Annotated in this window: 13 protein-coding genes, 1 pseudogene and 1 riboswitch; of the genes and pseudogenes, 4 read left to right on the forward strand and 10 right to left on the reverse strand. The window is 72.1% G+C overall.

What is annotated here, in order from left to right; all coding sequences use genetic code 11:
* Positions 1-42: 42 nt before the first annotated feature.
* From AVW11_RS31445 to AVW11_RS31460, 4 genes are all read right to left on the reverse strand, one after another.
* Positions 43-1,290, reverse strand: coding sequence for a cytochrome P450 (locus tag AVW11_RS31445; protein WP_234362294.1), 1,248 nt, complete (start codon positions 1,288-1,290; stop codon positions 43-45).
* 209 nt (positions 1,291-1,499) lie between these two features.
* Positions 1,500-2,051 (reverse strand): streptavidin, encoded by a 552-nt coding sequence (locus AVW11_RS31450; protein ID WP_060179305.1) that lies wholly within the window; start codon positions 2,049-2,051, stop codon positions 1,500-1,502.
* 266 nt (positions 2,052-2,317) lie between these two features.
* Positions 2,318-6,169 carry an nSTAND1 domain-containing NTPase gene (locus tag AVW11_RS31455; RefSeq protein WP_338058885.1) on the reverse strand — a complete coding sequence of 1,284 codons (3,852 nt, stop codon included), beginning with the start codon at positions 6,167-6,169 and terminating at the stop codon, positions 2,318-2,320.
* 195 nt (positions 6,170-6,364) lie between these two features.
* Positions 6,365-6,727 carry a hypothetical protein gene (locus AVW11_RS31460; RefSeq protein ID WP_030852991.1) on the reverse strand — a complete coding sequence of 121 codons (363 nt, stop codon included), beginning with the start codon at positions 6,725-6,727 and terminating at the stop codon, positions 6,365-6,367.
* Positions 6,728-7,050: 323 nt separating this feature from the next.
* Between AVW11_RS31460 and AVW11_RS31465 the strand changes: the two genes are divergently transcribed.
* Both AVW11_RS31465 and AVW11_RS31470 read left to right on the forward strand, forming a co-directional pair.
* On the forward strand, positions 7,051-8,094 hold the full coding sequence (locus tag AVW11_RS31465) for a right-handed parallel beta-helix repeat-containing protein (protein WP_076046746.1): 1,044 nt from the start codon (positions 7,051-7,053) through the stop codon (positions 8,092-8,094).
* Between the two features lie 35 nt (positions 8,095-8,129).
* Positions 8,130-9,218: a methyltransferase gene (locus AVW11_RS31470; RefSeq protein ID WP_076046741.1), complete on the forward strand. Its 1,089-nt coding sequence runs from the start codon at positions 8,130-8,132 to the stop codon at positions 9,216-9,218.
* Positions 9,219-9,313: 95 nt separating this feature from the next.
* On the opposite strand, the gene AVW11_RS31475 is transcribed toward AVW11_RS31470, so the two are convergent.
* Positions 9,314-9,571: an acyl carrier protein gene (locus AVW11_RS31475; RefSeq protein ID WP_060179303.1), complete on the reverse strand. Its 258-nt coding sequence runs from the start codon at positions 9,569-9,571 to the stop codon at positions 9,314-9,316.
* Between the two features lie 13 nt (positions 9,572-9,584).
* Positions 9,585-10,775, reverse strand: a complete 1,191-nt coding sequence (locus tag AVW11_RS31480; protein ID WP_060179386.1) for a SchA/CurD-like domain-containing protein — start codon at positions 10,773-10,775, stop codon at positions 9,585-9,587.
* A 102-nt stretch (positions 10,776-10,877) separates the two neighbouring features.
* Between AVW11_RS31480 and AVW11_RS31485 the strand changes: the two genes are divergently transcribed.
* Positions 10,878-12,581 carry an FAD-dependent oxidoreductase gene (locus AVW11_RS31485; protein WP_476755991.1) on the forward strand — a complete coding sequence of 568 codons (1,704 nt, stop codon included), beginning with the start codon at positions 10,878-10,880 and terminating at the stop codon, positions 12,579-12,581.
* Positions 12,582-12,658: 77 nt separating this feature from the next.
* On the opposite strand, the gene AVW11_RS31490 is transcribed toward AVW11_RS31485, so the two are convergent.
* The 3 genes and pseudogenes from AVW11_RS31490 to AVW11_RS38800 form a co-directional block, all read right to left on the reverse strand.
* Positions 12,659-13,192, reverse strand: a complete 534-nt coding sequence (locus tag AVW11_RS31490; protein WP_076046743.1) for a hypothetical protein — start codon at positions 13,190-13,192, stop codon at positions 12,659-12,661.
* Positions 13,189-15,063: an amidase domain-containing protein gene (locus AVW11_RS38795; protein WP_338058886.1), complete on the reverse strand. Its 1,875-nt coding sequence runs from the start codon at positions 15,061-15,063 to the stop codon at positions 13,189-13,191. Before AVW11_RS38795 ends, AVW11_RS31490 begins: the two co-directional genes overlap by 4 nt.
* Positions 15,064-15,354: 291 nt before the next feature.
* Positions 15,355-17,121 (reverse strand): annotated as a pseudogene (locus AVW11_RS38800) (DNRLRE domain-containing protein); the annotation flags it as partial.
* 323 nt (positions 17,122-17,444) lie between these two features.
* Positions 17,445-17,668, forward strand: a riboswitch (cobalamin riboswitch).
* Between the two features lie 184 nt (positions 17,669-17,852).
* On the opposite strand from AVW11_RS38800, the gene metE reads away from it, so the two are divergent.
* Complete coding sequence (metE, locus tag AVW11_RS31505; protein WP_076046744.1) at positions 17,853-20,195, forward strand: 5-methyltetrahydropteroyltriglutamate--homocysteine S-methyltransferase; 2,343 nt, start codon at positions 17,853-17,855, stop codon at positions 20,193-20,195.
* Between the two features lie 12 nt (positions 20,196-20,207).
* Here metE and AVW11_RS31510 read toward each other — a convergent pair whose 3' ends face one another.
* Complete coding sequence (locus AVW11_RS31510; protein ID WP_051700837.1) at positions 20,208-20,855, reverse strand: TetR/AcrR family transcriptional regulator; 648 nt, start codon at positions 20,853-20,855, stop codon at positions 20,208-20,210.
* Positions 20,856-20,962 lie beyond the last annotated feature (107 nt).

Genomic DNA, 20,962 nt, shown 5'->3' on the forward strand with positions numbered 1-20,962 from the left:
CCGCCGGGCCCAGGGCCCGGCGGCCCGGACCCGGCGGGTCGGTCAGCCCCGCCGGACCAGGACCTGGAGTGGGGCGCGGAAGGACAGCAGGGCCAGCATCCGCGGCGAGGACTCGGCGCAAAGCCGCAGGTCCGGAAACCGGGCGGCGGTCATCCGCAGCACCACGTCGGCCTCCATCCTGGCCAGTTCGGCCCCCGAGCAGCGGTGGCGTCCGATGCCGAAGGACAGGTGCTTGCGCGCGTTGGCCCGGTGCGGACAGATCTGCTCGGGGTGGTCGAAGACCGCGGGGTCCGAGCCGGTGGACGACAACATCAGCAGCAGCGGCGCACCCGCCGGGAGATCCACGCCGGACAGCGTCACCGGCCGGCCGGTGACCCGGCGCCACGTGGTGATGGGCGGGTCCCTGCGCAGCACCTCCTCGGCCCAGGGCTCCACGGTCGCGGGTTCGGCGGCGAACCGCTCCCACCGCCCCGGCTCCCGCAGCGCCCTGCGGTACATGGTGCTCAGCATCTGGGTGGTCGTCATCTGACCGGCGATGATCATGAAGTAGAGCACGGCCGCCTTCTGGGTCACCCCCAGCGGCTCCCCGTCCGGCAGCCGGTGCGCGGCCAGTGCGCCGAGCAGCGTCGCCGCCTCGGGCGCGGGCTTCGACACCAGGCCGGTGAGCCAGGCGTAGAACGCGGCGGCCTCGCGGGCCAGCGCCACTTCGCGTTCGCCGCGGGGCCGTCCCCAGAACAGCTCCAGGGAGGCGTCGCTCCAGCGGGCCAGGGTGTCGATGTCCACGTCGATGGCCGATTCCAGGCCGAGCAGGCGCAGCATCACCCGGAAGGGAACGTCCCGGGCGATGGTCGTCGCCAGATCGCACACCCCGTCGGCGGCGAGCCGCTGCCCGACGTCGTCGAGGGCCTCGGCCACGACCTTCTCGACCATCGGCACCGACGCGGCCACGGCCTGGGCGTTCAAGAGCCTGGTCATGATGCGCCGATAGCCGGCATGGCTGTCGGAACCGTTGTTTGCAAGCGTTTGCGGGAGATCGAACTTGACGCGTGCGAGGACGCGCAGCGTCTGCACGGAGAATCGCCCTATTGCGTCGATCGCATTGTCCGGAAGGAAATTCTCCGGATCGAGCAGAACGGCGCGCACATCCTCGTACCGGCTGACCAGCCAAAGCCCCGTGTTCTCGTCGAACTTCACGGGTTGGTGTTCTCGGAGTGCCGCCATCGCCGGATACGGGTCCAGGGCGTAGCCCTGGTCGAACAGGTCCACCGTGTCAACGGGTATTGCCACCATCACGTCAATTCCACCTTCCCCCGGTCGACGCTATCAAGTCGGCGTGATCGCGCCGGATACCGTCCGGGGAGGAAACCGTGTGAGACGCGTCTCGCGCGGAAACCGCCCGGGGCGGGTCCGCGGACGGCGGGCGGTCCGGAGGGGACTCCTCCGGACCGCCCCCCACGCGATCGGTCCGGTGTCTGGGCACCCTGGGGGCCCGGACGCCGTTACTGCTGGACGGCGTCGAGCGGGTTGCCGTTGTTGACGCCGGCCTTCTTGGCGGCGTCGATCGAGGCGGCGGACGGCTTCACCTTGGTGAAGGTGTCATGGCCGACCAGCGTGGACTTCCAGGCGTTGGCCGCGGTGGTGCCGGAGGTCAGCAGCCACTGGGTGTTGATGCGGGCCTCGGCGCCGCCGACGTACTGGCCGCTCCACGTGGTGGCCGAGTGGGCGTTGCGGTAGTTGTTCTTCCACGCCACCGTCCAGCCGAGGGCCGTGCCGCTGCCGTCGGTGGCCGGGGTGCTGTCGTAGCGGCCGGTCAGGACGTAGCGGCTCTCGGCGTTGCCGACGGCCGACTCGTAGGTGCCGGTGAGGCTGCCGTCGGGGTTCGCGGTCACGATGAAGGTCGAACCGAGCTGGTTGTACCAGGTGCCGGTGATGCCGGCCTCGGCGACGGCGGCCTGGGCCTTCGATTCCTTCGACGGGTCCGCGGAGGCGCTGGCCGTAATTCCGACGGTGGTCAGCGAAACGGCAATGGCTGCAACGACGATCTTGCGCATGTGCGACACGAAAAATCTCCCCTAGTTGTTGCCGGCGGGGGACGGGCGGCGCGCATGGTGTGCACGTTGCCCGCGTCCGCCCGTCAAGGTTTGTGACCTCGGCCGTGCACCCGGCAGTGCCGGTGGACAAACAGCAATACGGCATGGGCCTTTGGCGGCGGATCTGGATGGTCGAGGTCCCGGTCGATGGTTGCCAAGGGCACATGTTCGGTGTAAATCGTACTATCGATTGGCGGGTTTCCAACAACGTTTTCTGCAAAGGAATTTCAGCCAAACTGTGGCCGAGTTCCAGTGGCCGTGTCGTCGAATTCGGCTGAAAGAAGACGCCCTTCGGGTCGGACGGATACCCCGGACCGGCTCCCGCCCCGGCCTGCCCGCAGCCGGTCGACGGCCGCCAGCCGCGCCTTCACGTCCAGGTCCCACAGCCGCACGGTGCCGTCCGTGCTGCTGCTCGCCACGGTCCCGCCGTCAGGGGCGAAGGCGACGCCCCACACCGCGTTCGTGTGTCCGGAAAGCGCCGCCAGCGTGCGCCGGCCGGCCACGTCCCACAGCCGCACCGTACGGTCGTTGCCGCTGCTCGCCAGCGTGCGGCCGTCGGGGGAGAAGGCGATGCCCCGTGCCGACCCGGTGTGGCCCGACAGGGCCGCCTCGAAGCGGTGGCGCTGAGCGTCCCACAGCCGCACGGTCCCGTCGTTGCCGCTGCTGGCGAGCGTGCGCCCGTCGGGGCTGAAGGCCACGCCCCGGACCGCGCCCGTATGGCCGGTGAGGGCGGCGAGCGGGCGGCGTCCGGCCACGTCCCACAGCCGGACCGTCAGGTCGTCTCCGGCGCTCGCCAGGGTGCGTCCGTCGGGGCTGAACGCCACGTCGTTGGCGAAGTCGGTGTGCCCGCTGAGCGTGGCGAGCCGGCGGCGCGAGGCGACGTCCCACAGCAGCACCGTGCCGTCCGATCCGGCCGAGGCCAGCGTCCGCCCGTCCGGCGCGAAGTCCACCGCGAACACGGTCCCGCCCTGGCCGGCCAGCGTGGCCGACGGGGTCCCCGCCGCGACGTCCCACAGCCGGACCGTGCCGTCGGAGCCGGCCGAGGCCAGGGTCCGCCCGTCCGGCGCGAAGTCCACCCCGAACACCGTCTCGCTGTGCCCCTCGAAGGTGGCCGACACCCGGCGCCCCGCCACGTCCCACACCCGGACCGCGTGGTCCGCCTCCGCCGTGGCCAGCAGCTTCCCGTCCGGGCTGTACGCGGCGTGCCAGACCTCCGTGAACGGCCGCGAGGCCAGCACCGCGCCCCGCAGGTCCCACAGCACCACCGACTGGTCGAACCCGGCGGTGGCCAGCATCGCGCCCCGGCTGTCCACGGCCACCCCGAGCACGTAGTCGGTGTGCCCGGCGAGCGTCGCCGTCAGCCGGCCGCCGGCCACGTCCCACATCCGGGTGGCCCCGTCGCCGCCCGCGCTGACCACCGTCGTACCGTCCGGCGTGAAGGCGACGCCGTTGACGTCGTCGCTGTTGCCGGTCAGCGTGGCCGTCGTCCGGCGCCCGGCGACGTCCCACAGCCGTACGGTACGGTCCACGCCCCCCGTGGCGACGGTGCGGCCGTCGGGGGCGAACGCCGCCCCCAGCACCTCGTCGGTGTGCCCGGACAGGACGGCCAGCGCAAGCGCCCCCACCGGATCCCACAGCCGGACGGTCCGGTCGGCGCCGGCCGAGAGAAGCGTCCGGCCGTCCGGGGCGAAGGCCAGGGCGTTGACCCGCCCGGCGTGCCCGGCCAGGGACCCGACCTCCCGGTACTCCCCGCCGGTCTCCCACAACCGCACCGTCCCGTCCGGGCAGCCGGTCGCCACGCTCCGCCCGTCCGGCGCGAAGGCAACGGTCCGCGACCCGGTCGTACTCGCCGGCAGGACCGCCTTCGTCCGGCCGTCGGCGGTGTCCCACAGCCGCGCGGGCCCGTCCGTGGAGGCCGCCGCGAGGGTCCGGCCGTCGGGGCTCACGGCGACCGAGCGGACCCGCCCGGGCAGCGTGAAGGTCGCGGTCGTGCGCCGGTCGGACACCCGCCGCAGGGTCACCGTCCCGTCGGAACTGCCCGTCGCCAGCATGCCGTTGTCCGGCCCGAAGGCCACCGCGTTGACCGGCCCGCCGTGCCCGCCAAGCCGGGCGACGAACGGCTGCGCCTGCGTGCTCAGCAGCGCCCCGCGCGCCTCGCTCGTCCCCGCCGTGCGATAGGCGTCCCCGGCGAGCAGCATCGAAGCCTCCGGCTGGCCCGCGGCCAGCGCCGCCGACTGCAGGGCGAGCGCCCGCGAACGGGCGACCCGCTCCTGGCCGAGCGCCCCCGCGCGCTGCTGGTAGGCCAGCCCGCCGGCGCCCACGGCCAGGACCAGCAGGACGACCAGGGTGGCCAGCATCCGCTGGCGCAGCCGCGCCTGGCGGGCGGCCTGCCGCTCCCGCCTGTCCTGGGCCGCCCGGCTCTCCCGGAGGAAGTCCGCCTCCCGGGGGGTGAGGCGGCTCCTGCCGTCGAGCTCGTCCGCCCAGGAGCAGGCGGTGTCCAGGCGGGTCCCCCGGTGGAGCGCCGACGGATCGCGGCCCTCGCGCTCCCACTCGGCCGCGGCGTGGGCCAGCTGCTGGTGGATCAGGAGCCCGGCGCGGTCGGCGCTGATCCAGCCGCGCAGCCGCGGCCAGGCGTGCAGCAGGGCCTCGTGGGTGATCTCCACGGTGTCGCTGTCCATGGTGATCAGACGGGCCCGTACGAAGGTGTCGAGCGCGGCCGCGGCCGGACCGGCGTCGGCCGGCTCCTCCATGAGGGCCGTCCGGCTCATCCGGCGCCGCGTCGCGCCCGTGCCCTCGGCGACGTGCACCAGCCGCACCAGAATGCGCCGGAGCGTGTTCTGCTCGGCGGGGTAGAGGCGGGCGAACACCTCCTCCGCGGTCCGCGCGACGGCGCCCTGAATGCCCCCGGTGCGTTCGTACCCGGCGACGGTCAAGGTGGCGCCCTCACGCTGGCGCCAGGTGGCCATCAGCGCGTGGGAGACCAGGGGCAGCGCGCCGGACGGTGTCGTCCCGCCGGGGGTGTCCTCACGCAGGCCCACGTCCCGCAGCAGCAGGGGGACCAGCCCCGGTTCGAGGGCGAGACCCGCGAGCCGGGCCGGGCGGGTGACGGACTCCCGCAGTTCCTCGGGGGACATCGGCGGCAGGACGAACAGCCCGCCGGTGAAGACCGCGGCCAGCTCCGGCAGCTCCAGGCAGTTCCCGGTGAAGTCGGCCCGTACGCCGAGCACCACGACGGCCGGGTCGTACGGGGTGGGCGCCGGACCCGGGACGGCGAGCGCGCACAGCACCCGTACGAACGCGCGCCGCTCGTCCTCGTCGGTGCAGAGCGTGAACAGCTCCTCGAACTGGTCGACGATCAGCACCGGGCGCAGGGGTGGCGGCCGCAGGTCCGGGCCGTCCGCAGGGCGGGGCTCCGACAGCCGGTGGACCGCTTCGAGCAGCGCGTGCGGGCGCTCCCGCAACTCTCCCGCGGTGACGCCGAGATCGCCGCCGAGCACCTTCGCGGCCCGGCCGAGCAGTTCGTCCAGCGGGTGCGCGGTGGGGGTGCACCCGATCACGGGCCAGCTGTCGGCGCCGGGCATCGGGAAGCCGCCGCCGCGCAGGGCCGGTACGAGGCCGGCGTTCAGCAGGGAGGACTTGCCCGCGCCCGACGGCGCGACGAGCATCAGCGGCCCCGCGCCCGTGCGTTCGAATACCCGTTCGGCCAGCTCGGCGGTGGCGCGCTCCCGGCCGAAGAACCACCGGGCGTCACGCGCGGTGAAGGCGGGCAGGCCGCGGTAGGGGCATTCGCCCTCCGTCCGCGGCCCGGCCGCGCCGGCGGCCCCACCGGCGGCGGCATCGCCCTCGGGAGCCTCCGTCTCCCGGGCCATCCGCAGCAGTTCACCCCCCGCCCGCAGTACGTCGTCGCAGCGCCGCGCGACGTCGGCGGTGACGCGCTTCGAGCCCGTCTCGATCTTGCTCAAGTAGCCCTTGCTGTAGTGCGTCTCGCGCGCGAGGTCCGCGAGCGACAGCCCGCGTTGCAACCGCAGACGTCTCAGCTGGGCAGGGAAGGGCCGTGCGGTGTCGTCGGACTCCCGCAAGTGGTCGGTTTCCCGCCGGCGGTCCGGATCCCCCAAAACATCCCCCATGGCGTGCGCGCCCAGGCAGCGAGGTGGTGCTGTCCAGGCTACCGCCAGAGGCGGCCGGAGAACTCGATCTTCCAGCCGGTATGACGAGAACAGGAACGTCCGGAGCCGGCGCGCGCGTCGGCTCCGGACGCCCTTCCCGCGGACGCGCTACGGGTTGAGGCGGATGGAGTTGATCGGCGTGAGGTCGGCGTAGACACCGGTCTTGGCGGCGATGGGGCGGCCGCAGCCCGCGCCGTTGGTGCCGGTGCACAGGTTTGCGGTCGCACCGCCGTACTGATTGTTGAGCACCCAGTGGTTCCCGAACTGGTTGATGAGGTTGTGGGCCCCGTACCTGTAGAAGACGTGGCTCGGCTTGACGGCCGGGTTCTGGTTCTGAGGGTAGATGCAGACCGCCCCGTCCGGGCAGCCCGCCCAGGCGTCGACCGGCTTGGCCTCCACCGAGGCGCTGAGCGCGACCACGGCGACGACGGAGGTGGCGAGAGCGGCGGCGCCGCGGAACAGCTTGCGCATGGTTTCCCCTTGTGGTGGGTGCCTCGTGCTGACGCCACCAGGCTTGCTGCGCCGGGGCGGCGGGTCGAGCCGTTGCCCGTTGCCCGTTTCGAGGGCGGCCGGGAAACCGGTCATGACCTGCGTCGCCGCCGTTCGGAGGGCAACGGCGCCTGCCGGCCCCCGCCACCGGTATGACGATCCACTCTCCGGACGTCAAAATGCGGCCGTTTGCCCACGGCATGCATCGATACGCTCACCCAGTGTGGCGATATGCCCCAATCGCCCATAACTTCTGCATTGTGACGAACCGACAACTCAAGTCCCTCACGTGCATCGCCGTCGTCATGGCCGCTGGATTCGGCGTGTTCGCGCCACCCGCCTCCGCGGCCGGACACCGAGTGCACCCGGGCGACTCGATCCAGGACGCGGTGGATTCCGCGCGGCCGGGCGACATCATCACCGTGATGCCCGGCACCTACCACGAGAACGTGCTGATCACGAAGAGGCTGACGCTGCGCGGCTGGGGCGAGCGGACGGTGATCAGACCGCCGGCCGCCAAGACCCTGCCCGCCACCCCGAAGGCGTCCGGACGCGCCGCCCCCACCTGCTCCCAGGCCGACACCGGCATCTGCGTCATGGGGACCGAGGAACAGCCCGTCACCGGCGTCGAGATCCGCGCGCTCACCGTCTCCGGCTTCAAGCGGAACGGCATCTGGGCCTCCTACACCGACCGGCTGAGCGTCGAGCGCGTGATCTCGCAGAACAACAGCACCTGGGGCATCGCCCAGGAACGCTCCACCCGCGGCTTCTTCCGCGACAACATCGCCCGCGACAACGCGGAGTCGGGCATCTTCATCGCCAACACGGTCGCGCGCGAGGGCGGCGCCACCGACACCCGGGGCGCCGTGATCCGGGGCAACAGGCTGACCGGCAACCGGATCGGCGTCACCGTCAGGCGCGTGCGCAACCTCACCGTCAGCGGCAACAACCTCACCGGCAACTGCGGCGGCGTGTTCGTCGTCGGCGACGAGGGCGAGCCCGGCGCCGGGGACCTGACCATCCGGGGCAACCGCATCCACGAGAACAACAAGTTCTGCAAGGGCAACAGCCGCCTCCCCGACATCCAGGGCGTCGGCGTCGTCCTCACCGGAGCCGAAGAGACGATCGTGCGTTCGAACTCGATCCGCGGCAACGTCGGATCCTCCCCGCTGTCGGGCGGCATCCTGCTGTTCAAGAGCTTCGTGGGCGCGACGAACACCGACAACGTCATCGAGGACAACGTGGTGCGGGACAACCGGCCGGCCGACCTGGCCAACCAGGGGGCCGGGTCGGGCAACCAGTTCCGCAACAACCGGTGCGAAACCTCCGTGCCGACCGGCATGTGCTGACCGGTGTTCCCCCTCATCAGGAGAAGCGAGGCCGTATGACCACGGTGAGTTCCACCCCCGCCCCCGCCCCCGCGCCCGTTCCCGCCCCGAACACGGGCCCCCCGCACACGCCCCCGCCCGCCATGCGCCTGCGCGAGCTCGCCTTCGGGGCGGCCGTCGCCGCCGCCGTACGGGCCGCGGCACGCCTCGGGGTCGCCGACGCCCTCGGGGAGTCGCCCGCCACGCCCGCGGAGCTCGCCGCCGCCGTGCACGCGCAGCCGAAGCCCCTGCAACGGCTGCTCCGGACCCTGTCCTGCTACGGGATCTTCGCCGAGACCGAGGACGGGAGCTTCGTCCACACCGAGATGTCGCGGCTGCTGCGCGAGGACGACCCGCACAGCCTGCGCTACATCTCCCTGTGGTGCACGGAGCCCTGGACCTGGCAGGCGTGGCCCCGCCTCGACGACGCCGTGCGCACCGGCGACGGCGCCGGCCTCTTCCACGACCTCTTCGGCAAGGGGTTCTTCGACTACCTGCACGAGGACGCCCACGAGTCGGCGCACGTCTTCAACCGCGCCATGACCACCTCCAGCGTGCAGTCGGCGCTGGACGTCGCGGACCTCCTCGACCTCACGGGCGTCTCGGTGGTCGCGGACATCGGCGGCGGCCAGGGCCACGTGCTGGCCAGCCTCCTCGAGAAGCACCCGACCGTACGGGGGCACCTGCTCGACCTGCCCGGTGTGGTCGCCAAGGCCGATCCCCGCCTCCTCGACGGCGGCTCCCTCGCCGACCGGACCGGCATCGTCCCCGGCGACTGCCGCGAGGCCGTCCCGGTCGAGGCCGACCTCTACATCATCAAGAACATCCTCGAATGGGACGACGAGAGCACCCGCAGGTGCCTGCGCAACGTCGTCGCCGCGGCCCGCCCCGGAGCCAGGGTCGTCGCCATCGAGAACCTCGTCGACGACACCCCCTCGATGCGGTTCACCACAGCCATGGACCTGATGCTGCTGCTCAACGTCGGCGGCGCCAAGCACACCAAGGAGAGCCTGCGCACCCGGCTGGCGGACGCCGGACTGGTGCTCGGCGACATCCGGCCCGTCAACGCGTACCTGCACGCCTTCGAGTGCACCGTGCCCGGGTGATCCCGGCCGCCACGCGCCACGACGCCCCGGGACCGGCGGTCGGCCGGTCCGGGGGCGTCGTCGTGCGTACGGGGGCGCCGGTCCGCCCGTACCCGTCAGGTCCCGGCCGTCAGGGCGCTGTTGACGAGGTCGAGGAACTCCCGCGGGGACTTGCACTGGTCCGCCCCGGCGGGGAGGGACCGGCCGTGCCGGTTCTCCAGCTCGCCGACGATGCCCAGCAGCCCCAGGGAGTCGAGCCCCCACTCGTCGAACTGCGCGTCGGGCCGGCTCGCCATCACGGCGGGGTCCACGCTGATGCCCGCACCCTTCTTCATCAGGGCGGCCAGTTCTTCCACGGTCAGTCGGTCGGTCATGGCGGGCTTCTCCTCAGGCTCGGTCCGGCGAACGCCGGTCGGTGATCAGGCGCATCTCAGAGCGCTCGAGGAAGCGTGAGATCTCCTGGTGGGTGGTGGGGACGCCGTCCTTGGCGCTGTCCAGCAGCCGCGCGAGCACCGCCGCCTTGTGGCCGCCCTCGACGCCGAGCGTCAGAGCCGGCCGGGCGTCGTGCGGCCCGCGCAGGTCGAGGAGCCGGACGACGATGTCGTCGCGCTGGAAGACGGTGCTCGCCTCGATGGGGCTCCCCGCGTCGTCCACGGCCGCCTCGTCCTGTGCGGCCAGCAGCCGGGCCAGCTCCATGCCGCAGCCCTTCTTGGCGGGATAGAACAGCGCGTGCCGTCCGAGTTCCCCGCTCGCGCCGCCGCCGGCCGCCACATGGTGCACCGCGGGGAGCGCCGCACGGGTGAAGAAGGTCCGGGCCGAACCGGGATCGCTGAGATCGCGGTCCTGCTCCAGGTACGGGTTGATGGCCTCCTCCAGCGCCCGGACCTCGGGCTGCAGGGCCACGTGGCGCAGCGCCGCGAGCAGGTCGCCCTCGACCTCGACGGCCCGCACGACCCGGTTGCCGTGCATGAAGAGCGAGGTGCGGCGCAACCGGGTGTGCTCGTCGACCCGAGCCTGCGGGGACGCGTACCCGCTCAGCAGCTCCGCCACGACGGCCTCGCTGCCCGGTTTGACGGTGAAGGTCAGGGCGTGGCGGACGACGCCGTCGCCGCGCCGCGGGGCGACCTGGAGGCGGCCCCGGCCCCTGGACCGGTCGGGGGCTTCCGCGGAAGCGGAGGGGAAGGCTCGCCCGGCGGACGCGCCGGGTGGGAAGGCCGCGGCGGCGGGGCCGTGGTCCTGGCCGGTCTCGCGCAGCACGCTGAACCTCAGCGAGCGGGTGTCCCGTACGCAGCCGTGCAGCGGCTGGACCGACGCGACGTGCTCCTCGCTGTTGACCCAGGCCAAGAACCGCGGTGCGCTCTCCCACTCACTGGTGATCAGCCACTGCGACGGATTCTCGATCGACTGGCACAGCTCGTCCCGGATGTGCCCGGGAACGGAGGAGACCTGCTTGTGGAGGTCCTCGTAGACCTCCAGGAACTGGTTCTGCGCACCGTCGTACAGATCCAGCAGCAGCACGACCCGAAGTCGCGAGTCGTCGAAGGCGGACTGGGATATCCGTTCCGACAAGGTTGTCATCATTCACACTCCTTCGAGACCACACGGTCGCCACGGGGCGGCGCCACCCGAACCGATCGTGGTCCGATAGCCCCGTCGGCGCGAGAGGGGAGAACCAAGCGGGTGAACGAGCGAGGGAACCCCCCTCGTACAGGGCATGGAAGAGCCATGAAGGAAAACGTCGACCACCGCGTCCCGGTCCTCATCGTGGGCGGCTCGCTGGTGGGCCTGTGCACCTCGCTGTTCCTCGGCCGTCATGGCATCACGCACATGCTGGTCGAGAAGCACGCGGGAACCTCGCTGCACCCGCGTGGACGCGGTATCAACGTACGCACGATGGAGCTGTTCCGGGTCGCCGAGGTGGAGGACCGGATCCGCGAGGCTGCCTCGGTCCTGGCGGACAACCACGGCATCCTCCAGGGCGGCTCGCTGACCGGTGACGACCAGGAGTGGCTTTTCGAACAGATCGACCCGGGTGGCGCGCTGGCGCGGTTCAGCCCCTCGACCTGGTGCCTGTGCAGCCAGAACGACATCGAGCCGGTCCTCATGTCCGTGACCCCCAGGCTCGGGGCGGACCTGCGGTTCTCCACCGAACTGCTCTCCTTCGAACAGGACGAGAGCGGCGTCACCGCGATCGTCAAGAACCGCGACACCGGGGAGCACAGCACGGTGCGCGCCGACTACCTGGTCGCCGCCGACGGGCCGCGCAGCCCCGTGCGCGAACAGCTCCGCATCGGCCAGAGCGGGCCCGGCGACCTGTTCCACAACGTGAGCATCACCTTCCGCTCCCGCAGGCTCGCGGACGTGATCGGCGACCGTCGCTTCATCGTGTGCTATCTGACCAAGCCCGACGCCGACGGAGCCCTGCTGCCCGTCGACAACCGCGAGCGGTGGGTCTTCCACGCCCCGTGGCACCCCGACCGGGGCGAGACACTGGAGGACTTCACCGACGAACGCTGCGTCGAGCACATCCGACGGGCCGTCGGCGCACCCGACCTGGACGTCGAGATCACCGGGAAGGCGCCGTGGCACGCCGCCGAGCGCGTCGCCCAGCGGTACGCGGCCGGCCGGGTCTTCCTCGCCGGGGACTCCGCCCACGAGATGTCGCCCACCGGAGCGTTCGGCTCCAACACGGGCATCCAGGACGCGCACAACCTCGCCTGGAAGATCGCCGCCGTACTGAACGGCGCAGCGGGTCCCGGGCTGCTGGAGACGTACGAGGCCGAGCGGCTCCCGGTGGCGCGGGCGACGAGCGAACGCGCCTCGGCCCGTTCGGCCGAGCACAGCCACCCCGGCTACGAACCGGAGCCCGAGGCCGTCCCCGAGGCGCCCGCGCGCGGCGGCGGCCGGCAGAGCGGCGTCCTCGCCGTGGCCATGGGGTACCGGTACGCGCAGGGCGCGGTGGTGGGAGCCGACCCGGACCTGCCGGTCGTGCCCGACCGGATGCGGCTGTGCGGGGACCCGGGCTCGCGCGCCCCGCACCTGTGGCTGCGCGACCCGGTGGCCGGCCGGCGCAGGTCCACCGTCGACCTCTACGAGCGCTCCTTCGTCCTGCTCAGCTCCGAGGGCACGCCGTGGAGCGGAGCGGCGGGATCGGTCGCCAAGCGGATGAACGTCCGCCTGGACGCCTACGCGATCGGAACCGGCCCGGAGGCCGACCTCATCCCGCAGGACGGCGGCGACTGGGCCGAGGCGCACGGCACCACCCCGGCAGGAGCGGTCCTGGTCCGCCCGGACGGCTTCGTGGCCTGGCGGTCGGCGGAGGCGGTGGCGGACCCTGAGTCGGTCCTCTACAAGGTCCTCACGACCGTGCTGGACCGCTACTGACGCGGTCCGCCGCCCGGTCAGGCAGAAGGGCGCCGCCCCGCGGGCCGGCGCCCTTTGCCGTACACGTCCGGCTCAGGTCACCGGATCATCGTCGAACCGAGCTCGCCCGGCTTCTTCGGCACCCACGGCGCCACGGCGGTGGCCTCGGCGGGGTCCGGCTCGGCCATGCGCACCCGCCAGACGTCCCTGTCGTCCATCCAAACGGGCCGGACGTAGAGCTCCTTGATCTGGCCGGTGTCGTGCAGGTAGAGCACGACGGTCTGTCGGTAGGAACCCTCGTCGTAGAACTCCGCGGTGACCTTCCCGCCGGCGCCCTTACGGAACGCCTTGATCCAGTTCTGGGCGGTCTTCTCGACGACGCCTTCGGCCTGCTCGTCGGACACCAGAGCGGCCAGCCCGTCGGCGTCCCCGTCTGCGATCCGCCACACCACCTGCTGGGTGATCCCCAACGATCCGATGGACGGATACCCGATGACGGCGAGCGGCCTGTGCCGGCTGTAGTCCCCGGTGTACTCCGCACCGTCGGTACCGAGGTCCGCCGAGCAGCCGGTGAGCAGGCCGAGCGCCAGGGCCGCGCTCAGCGCGGCCCGCAGAACCGGTCCGGGCGTCACCGGGACCTCGGCCTCAGGGCGGCGACGGCCACGATCTTCCCCTCGTTCCTGGCGAGGATCTCGGGCAGTGTGCTGAGCGGCGCGTACCCGTGCTGGGCGATCTTCACCGTGCCTCCCTGGATGCCCCGCACGACGGCCGTGTGGTTGTACACGCGGTCCCCCCTGTACTGGAAGAACAATATGTCGCCGGGGCGCAGGTTGTACGAACGGTTGACGTAGCCCGGTTGGCGGTAGTTGAACATGTGGACGAACAGGTTCTGGGCCGCGGACCATGTGTAGCTGTTCTTCTTCCACGACGTCCAGGTGTTCTTCTTCCACCAGGCGCGGTCCTGGAAGTACGCCCAGTCGCGCATCTTCATGCCACCGCCGTAGTACAGCGACTTCGACACGAAGTTGGCGCAGTCGTTCCCCCAGAACTCCGGCTTGTCGTAAGCGTGGCCGAGGGCCCAGCTCGCGGTGCCCGAACCGTTGACGTAGGCGGCCGTACGGACACCGGCCTCGGGCTCGCCCGGCAGAGGGAAGCCGTCCGCGCCGAGCGCGATGGTCTCCACGCCGGTCGGCACGCTCGGGGCGTCCGCCGGTGTGGCGGCCACCTGGGATCCCGCCGCGGCCGTGGTGGAGAGGGTCTGCCCCGACTCGATGTCGTCGGCCTCGCTCTCCAGCTTCGCGGCGCCCGCGACGATGTTGAACACGAACCGCCTGTAGCCGGGGTTCTCGGTGACCTCGTCGATGCCGTTGACCCGCGTGGTCACCGTCTGGAGGACGGTGCTCCTTACCAGCACACGCCCGGCCGTGCCGTTGAGGACCGTGGTGTCCGCCAGGGCCGAAGAGGCGCCGATGTGGGCCTGGCTCTGAGTCGCCAGGGCCTCGCGCGTTCCGACGACAGGGTCTTCCTGCACGCCGAGCAGTTCCCTGAAGACGTCCGCGTGCGGGGATTCGGCGGCGGCGTCCTCAGCCGTGAGACTCACCCCGGTCGTGACCTTGTTGCGGGCGCTCAGGTAGGCCTGTACGTAGTCCTTGTAGCGTTCGGGACCCCCGGCCACGGCCGAGCCTTGGACCAGCGCGCTCCGTGACACCGGGCCGCTGCCCACGGCGTTCTTCGCCGTCACGGCCACCCGGTAGGAAACGGCGTTGTCCAGCCCGGTGAAGACGGCGCGCGGTACGGCGCCCTCAGAGGTGGCGACCACCGTGCCGTCGCTCTTCTCGGCCTTCGCCACGTAGGTGATCTCGCCGTTCGTGCCGCCGTCCATGGGCGGGTTCCACGTGGCGAGCAGGCCAGAGTCACCCGCGGTCGGGACGACGTCGTTGACCGCGCCCGGTGCGGTCGGCGGCAGGTACTCGATGGTCAGCCTGGGCCGTTTGCCGGCGTCCGTCGCCGCACCGGAGTGGTACTTCGCGGCGGTCTCGGTGCCGGGAGCCGTGAGGGCCATTCCCTCGTTGGTGTTGCGATCGGCCCAGGACTGCACCAGGATGCCGAAGTCGATCTCGGGCAAGGCCGTGTCCAGGACGTAGGCGTCGCTGCCGGCCGCGGTGAGGAGCTCCTTGCCGCTCTGCGCCGGGGTCCACGCGGCGGACAGCTCGTACACACCAGGCTTCTGCGGCACGCACTGCGTGGTGCAGTCGGACCTGGTCAGAGCCAGCTTGGCGGAGGTCACGCGGGCACCCGGCGGCAGGGCCGAGAGGTTCGCCTTCAGATGGGTGGCCCACAGGTGGCCGTCGGCCGCCCCCACCTGCAGTTCGCCGGCCGGCGGCGTGGCGCACCCGGCCGTGTCGCAGTCGGTGGCGGTCGACACCCCCGTGAGGGCCGTGTCGGTGAGCACCAGGGACTGGGCGGCGGGCATGGGAGGAAGGGCTGCGACCCGTACCGTCATGTTCTGCTCCGCCGACCAGGGCGAGCAGCCGACGCTGTCACAGGCCCGTACGGACCAGCGGTACGTGGCGCCGTCCGTGAGCTTGCCCTCCGGGATCCCCAGGGCGGCCCGGCTGCCGCTCTCCGCTCCCACGGGAGGCAGCGGAAGACCGGGGATCGGGTTCCCGGCGGCGTCCTTCAATGAGAACTCGGCGTTCACGCGGGTCTGCGCGGGGGACGAGACGACCGCGGAGAGGATGGGCGTCAGTGTCTGCTGGGCGCCGGCCTGGAGGTCGCGGGGGGCGTCCGGCAGGGGGCTGACGGTGAACGTGGTCCAGTTGGACCACGGCGACCAGCTGTTGCTGTAGTGGGTGCCGTCGTAGGGCGAGGTGCGGAAGCGGTACATGCGGCCGTGCTGGAGCACGCCCGCCGGTACGACCACCGAGGCCGGGGTGCCCTGCGGGACGAACGGCGAGACCAGCGTGTTGCCGACCTGGGTGTTGGTGGCGGCGTCGAAGATCTGGAAGGTGCCGTTGACCGTGTCGCCGTTCTTGTCCGCGAAGGTGTCGCGCAGGGTCGGCGTCGTCGTCTCCACGCGCCAGGCGGGGGTCTTGTCCTGGACGAACGGGGGCCCGGCCTCCTGCTTGGTGCCGGTCTGCGGACGGTAGTTGTAGGTCACCGTCAGCTTGGGCGGGTTGGATGTGGCGTTCGCGGAGTTGACGCGCTTCCACTGCCCGACGACCGACTCCGAGCCGGCCCGCAGGCCCATGCTGGAGAGCGGGGCCTTCGCGGACGCCCACGTCTGCACGAGGGTGGTCACGTCGGCGTTGATCCAGCCGTCCGGTGCCGAGCCGCAGGCGGGGTTGCCGCGGGTCTCGGTGGAGGTGGCGTACTTGGTGCCCATGGCGGGCTGGTTCGTCCAGCGCGATGCGGTGCTCGGGGTGCCCGAGTCCCAGACCTCCCACGGCTGCGCGACGCAGTCGGTGTTGCCCGAGTGGAAGTTCCACAGGGACAGCTTGGCGTCGGAGACCAGAGCGTCCGCGATCGGCGCGGTGTTCCACGTGATGAACGAACGCGCGGTGCGGAAGGTGCCGTTGGCGTTCTTCGTCCCGGGGTTGCCGAGGTCGAGCTCGGTGTCGTTCGACCAGTCGACGGTCTCGCCCTGCTGGACGTAGGTGTCGAAGACGTTGCCCAGCGAGGAGGTGGAGGGGTCCACGGTCACGGGGTACTGGGTGGCCGGGTCCGCGAGGAACTTCGCGTCCGGCGTGACGACGAGGTCGACCGTTCCCCTGCCCTGGACGACCTTCATCGCCACGGGCACCCTGCGGGTGTGCTCGCCCGAGACCGGGTCGACCGTGGAGTCCCACATGACCGGCGCCGGCATGACCGCGGTGCGCCGACTCTTGCGGTCGGTGAACTGCACGCTGCCGTCGGCCTGCTGCTCCACCTTCAGGCCCTTGGCCACCAGGGGCAGGGTGTACGAGTAGTTCTCGCCGGCCGGACGCTGCTTCAGCTCGACGAACTGCTCGAAGCCGCCTCGGGTGGCCTCGATGACGACGTCACCGCCGGGGACGGCGTTGGTGTACTCGGCGCGGGCCCCCTCCAGCTTCGGGGACGGCAGGGCGCCCTTCCACTTGAGGGTGATCTGCTCGTCGCCCTCGCCCAGGGTGACGAGGTCGGTGCTGATGTAGTCGATGGCCGGGGCGGCCTTGGGCGCGGCCTTGGCCATGCGCGGGATGCTGCCCGGTGCCAGCTTCAGGCCCTGCGGGTGGGCCTTCGACGCCACGGACCCGCCGGGGCCGTGGCCCAGGGTCACGTCGACGGCGCGCCAGCCGCGTGCCTGCTGGTCGTAGAACCGGACCGGCCCGGCGGCCACTTCGGTCGTCAGGGTGCCGTTCGGGTTCACCCATGTGGTGGAGGTCTCGGACCGCTCCGAGACGGCTTCCACGCGGTGCCCGGACGTGCGGGCGGCCACGCGGGCCCGCGCGAGGTTGAGTTCTTCGGTCACCGTGCCGGGCTTGGCCCCGGCTGCCGGGGCCGCGTCGGCCGGGTGCGAGCTCTGGAGCAGGGTGGCGGTCACGATGAGTGCCGCTCCGCCCGCTATCCAGTGGGTGGTCCCCCAGGGCCCTCTCCCACGGCGTCTTGCCGCGGAGAAACGAGTAGCCATACTTCCTCGGTCTTTCTGCGAGTACCTGATGATCAAGGTACGAGGGGAGCAACGTAGCGCTCTGACCAGGCAGTTCGTTCCCGGAAACGGACATGGGGGACACAAATCACGACCCAGTGATCCAAATCACGCCATGGCTGGTTCTGGCTCCTGCCTCGGCGGTCCCCCCTCGACCCCTTGCGTCTCAGCGGGGGCCGGATTTCGGACAACTCCGCCCGTTGCCGGGGGAGGGCATCTACTCTGGCCGGGCAGCTGGTTCGCCCCGTCCGCCAGGCGGGATGCGTCGTAAGAGGGAACCCGGTGGGAATCCGGGACTGCCCCGCAGCGGTGAGCGGGAACGACCGCCGTCATACGCACTGGGTCCGGACAGGTCCTGGGAAGCGACGGCCAGTAGGTGCCCGCCGGGAGACCGGCAGGCGTGCCCGCGAGTCCGAAGACCTGCCCGTTGCCCGCGTACGACCCGTCGTGCGCGGACATCCCGGTGACCTCGTGGGCGGGTCGGCGACACATCAGGCGGGCGACCGCGAGCGCGTACGCACAGGTACGCACCCGCGCAGGCGGTCGTGGTCCGTCCGGTGCGTCATCCCTTCGCGCTCGGCGACCCTCACCGGGGCCACAGGAGACAGCTCGCGAAGGAGAGTTCCGTGACCAGCAAGACTCCCGCCCCCGCCGTACGGACCGGTGCCGCCACCGTGTACGGCTACCCCCGACAGGGGCCGAACCGGGAACTGAAGAAGGCCGTCGAGGGCTACTGGAAGGGCCGGGTCGGCGCCGACACCCTCCGGGAGACGGCCCGCGACCTGCGCCGCGCCAACTGGCAGCAGTTGGCCGACGCCGGCATCACCGAGGTGCCCACCGGCGACTTCTCGTACTACGACCACGTGCTGGACACCAGCGTCATGGTCGGAGCCGTCCCCGCCCGCCACCGCGCCGCCGTCGCAGCGGACGCCCTGGACGGCTACTTCGCCATGGCGCGGGGCACCCAGGAGGTGGCGCCGCTGGAGATGACCAAGTGGTTCGACACCAACTACCACTACCTCGTGCCCGAACTGGGCCCGGACACCGTCTTCACCGCGGACTCCTCCCGCCAGGTGGCCGAGTTCGAGGAGGCGCGCGCGCTCGGCCACACCGCCCGTCCGGTGCTGGTCGGGCCGGTGACCTACCTGCTGCTGGCCAAGCCCGCCCCCGGCGTGGCCGCCGGCTTCGACCCCCTCGCCCTGCTCGACCGCCTGCTGCCGGTCTACGCACGCGTCCTCGCGGACCTGCGTGCGGCCGGCGCCGAGTGGGTGCAGCTGGACGAGCCGGCCCTGGTGCAGGACCGCACCCCCGCCGAGCTGAACGCCGCCGCGCGCGCGTACCGCGAACTCGGCGGCGCGGCGGACCGGCCCAGGCTGCTCGTGGCCTCGTACTTCGACCGCCTCGGCGAGGCCCTGGCCGTGCTGGCCAAAACCCCCGTGGACGGGCTCGCCCTGGACTTCACCGGCGCGGCCGCCGCGAACCTCGACGACCTCGCCGCCGTCGGCGGCCTGCCCGGCAAGCGCCTGGTCGCGGGCGTCGTCAACGGCCGCAACATCTGGATCAACGACTTGGAGAAGTCCCTCGGCACCCTCGGCACCCTCCTCGGCCTCGCCGGCAGCGTCGACGTGGCCGCCTCCTGCTCGCTGCTCCACGTGCCGCTGGACGCCTCCGCCGAACGGGACATCGACCCGCAGGTCAGGCGCTGGCTCGCCTTCGCCCGCCAGAAGACCGCCGAGATCGCCACGCTCGCCCGCGGACTCGCCCGGGGCACGGACGCCATCACGGCCGAACTCGCCGCCAACCGGGCCGACCTGGCCTCCCGGGCCCGCTCCTGCGTCACCCGCGATCCCGCCGTCCGCACCCGGACCGCGGCCGTCACCGACGCCGACGGCCGCCGCTCCCGGCCCTACGAGCAGCGGGCCGGCGCCCAGCGCGCCCGCCTCGGCCTGCCGCTGCTGCCCACGACGACCATCGGATCGTTCCCGCAGACCGCCGAACTGCGCACGGCCCGCGCCGACCTCCGGGCCGGCCGCACCGACACCGCCGGCTACGAGGACCGCATCAAGGCGGAGATCCGGGAGGTGCTGGCCTTCCAGGAGAAGGCGGGCATCGACGTGCTGGTGCACGGCGAGCCCGAACGGGGCGACATGGTGCAGTACTTCGCCGAGCAGCTCACCGGCTACCTCGCCACGCAGCACGGCTGGGTCCAGTCCTACGGCACCCGCTACGTCCGCCCGCCCGTCCTGGCCGGGGACGTCTCCCGCCCCGACCCGATGACCGTCCGCTGGACGACGTACGCACAGTCGCAGACGGCGAAGCCCGTCAAGGGCATGCTCACCGGGCCGGTCACCATGCTCGCCTGGTCCTTCGTCCGCGACGACCAGCCGCTCGCGGACACCGCCCGGCAGGTCGCGCTGGCCCTGCGCGACGAGGTGCACGACCTGGAGGCCGCCGGGACCTGCGTCATCCAGGTGGACGAGCCCGCACTGCGGGAGACCCTCCCGCTGCGCGGCGCCGACCACGCGGCCTACCTGTCCTGGGCCACCGAGGCCTTCCGGCTCACCACCGCGGGCGCCCGGCCGGACACCCAGATCCACACGCACATGTGCTACGCCGAGTTCGGCGACATCATCGGGGCCATCGGGGACCTCGACGCCGACGTCATCAGCCTGGAGGCCGCCCGGTCGCACATGCAGGTCGCCGGTGAGCTGTCCGGTGCCGGCTACCCGCGCGAGGTCGGCCCGGGCGTGTGGGACATCCACTCGCCGCGGATTCCCTCCGTGGAGGAGGCCGCGGCACTGCTGCGCAAGGGCCTGGGCGCCATTCCGGCCGAGCGGCTGTGGGTCAATCCCGACTGCGGTCTGAAGACGCGGGCCTGGCCCGAGACCCGGGCGTCCCTGGAGAACCTGGTCGAGGCCGCCCGCCGGGTCCGCGCCGAGGCCGGCGCCGACGGCTCCCGCGCCGGCTGACCGGCGGGCCCGTCACACGGAGAGCGGGGGACCGGCGTACTCCGGTGCGTGCGCCCGGTCCCCGTCCGCGGTCTCGGTGAGCCCCGCGACATGGTCGGTGATCATGTCGAGGATGGCCGCCGAGACCGCGGTGTCACCGAGCACGAGGTGGTTGAGGGTCAGACCGTCCGTCATGGCGGCCAGGTAGCGGGCCAGTACGTGCGCCGGTACGCGCAGCTCGAAGGGCATGAGCAGGCGGAGCTGCTCGATGAGCTCGGTGTAGGTGTCGCAGTACAGCTCGTACTGGCGTCGCGCCAGGTGTTCGAACCCGGGTCGGCGCAAGGCGTACTGCGTGAGCTCGTAGGTGAGCATGTGCTCGCCCGGGTTGGCGGCCACATGGTCCCAGTACGCCTGAAAGCCGGCCCGGATGGTCTCCCGCAGGGTGGCCCGCGGCCGGATGGCTTCCCTCGCCACGGTGATGCCGTGCTCGGTGATCGCCGCGATGACGGACTCCAACAGGGCCTGCTTGGAGTCGAAGCAGTAGTGGAAGACGCTCAGGGAGACGCCGGCTTCGGCGCAGATCGAGCGGGTCGTCGCCCTGGCGACGCCGTCGCGGGCCATCACGCGGATCGCCGCCTCGGTCAGCTGGCGGCGGCGCTCGGCCGACGGCATCCGTGCCATGGGAGTGGTTCCCTTCGTGCGGTGCGGTGCGGTGCGGTGCGTGTGGTGCCGCCGCGCACAGGCGTCCGGGGCCGGCCGGATCGGCGGATCCGGCCGGCCCCGGACGC

The organism is Streptomyces amritsarensis (assembly GCF_001953875.1).
Lineage (GTDB): Bacteria > Actinomycetota > Actinomycetes > Streptomycetales > Streptomycetaceae > Streptomyces > Streptomyces amritsarensis.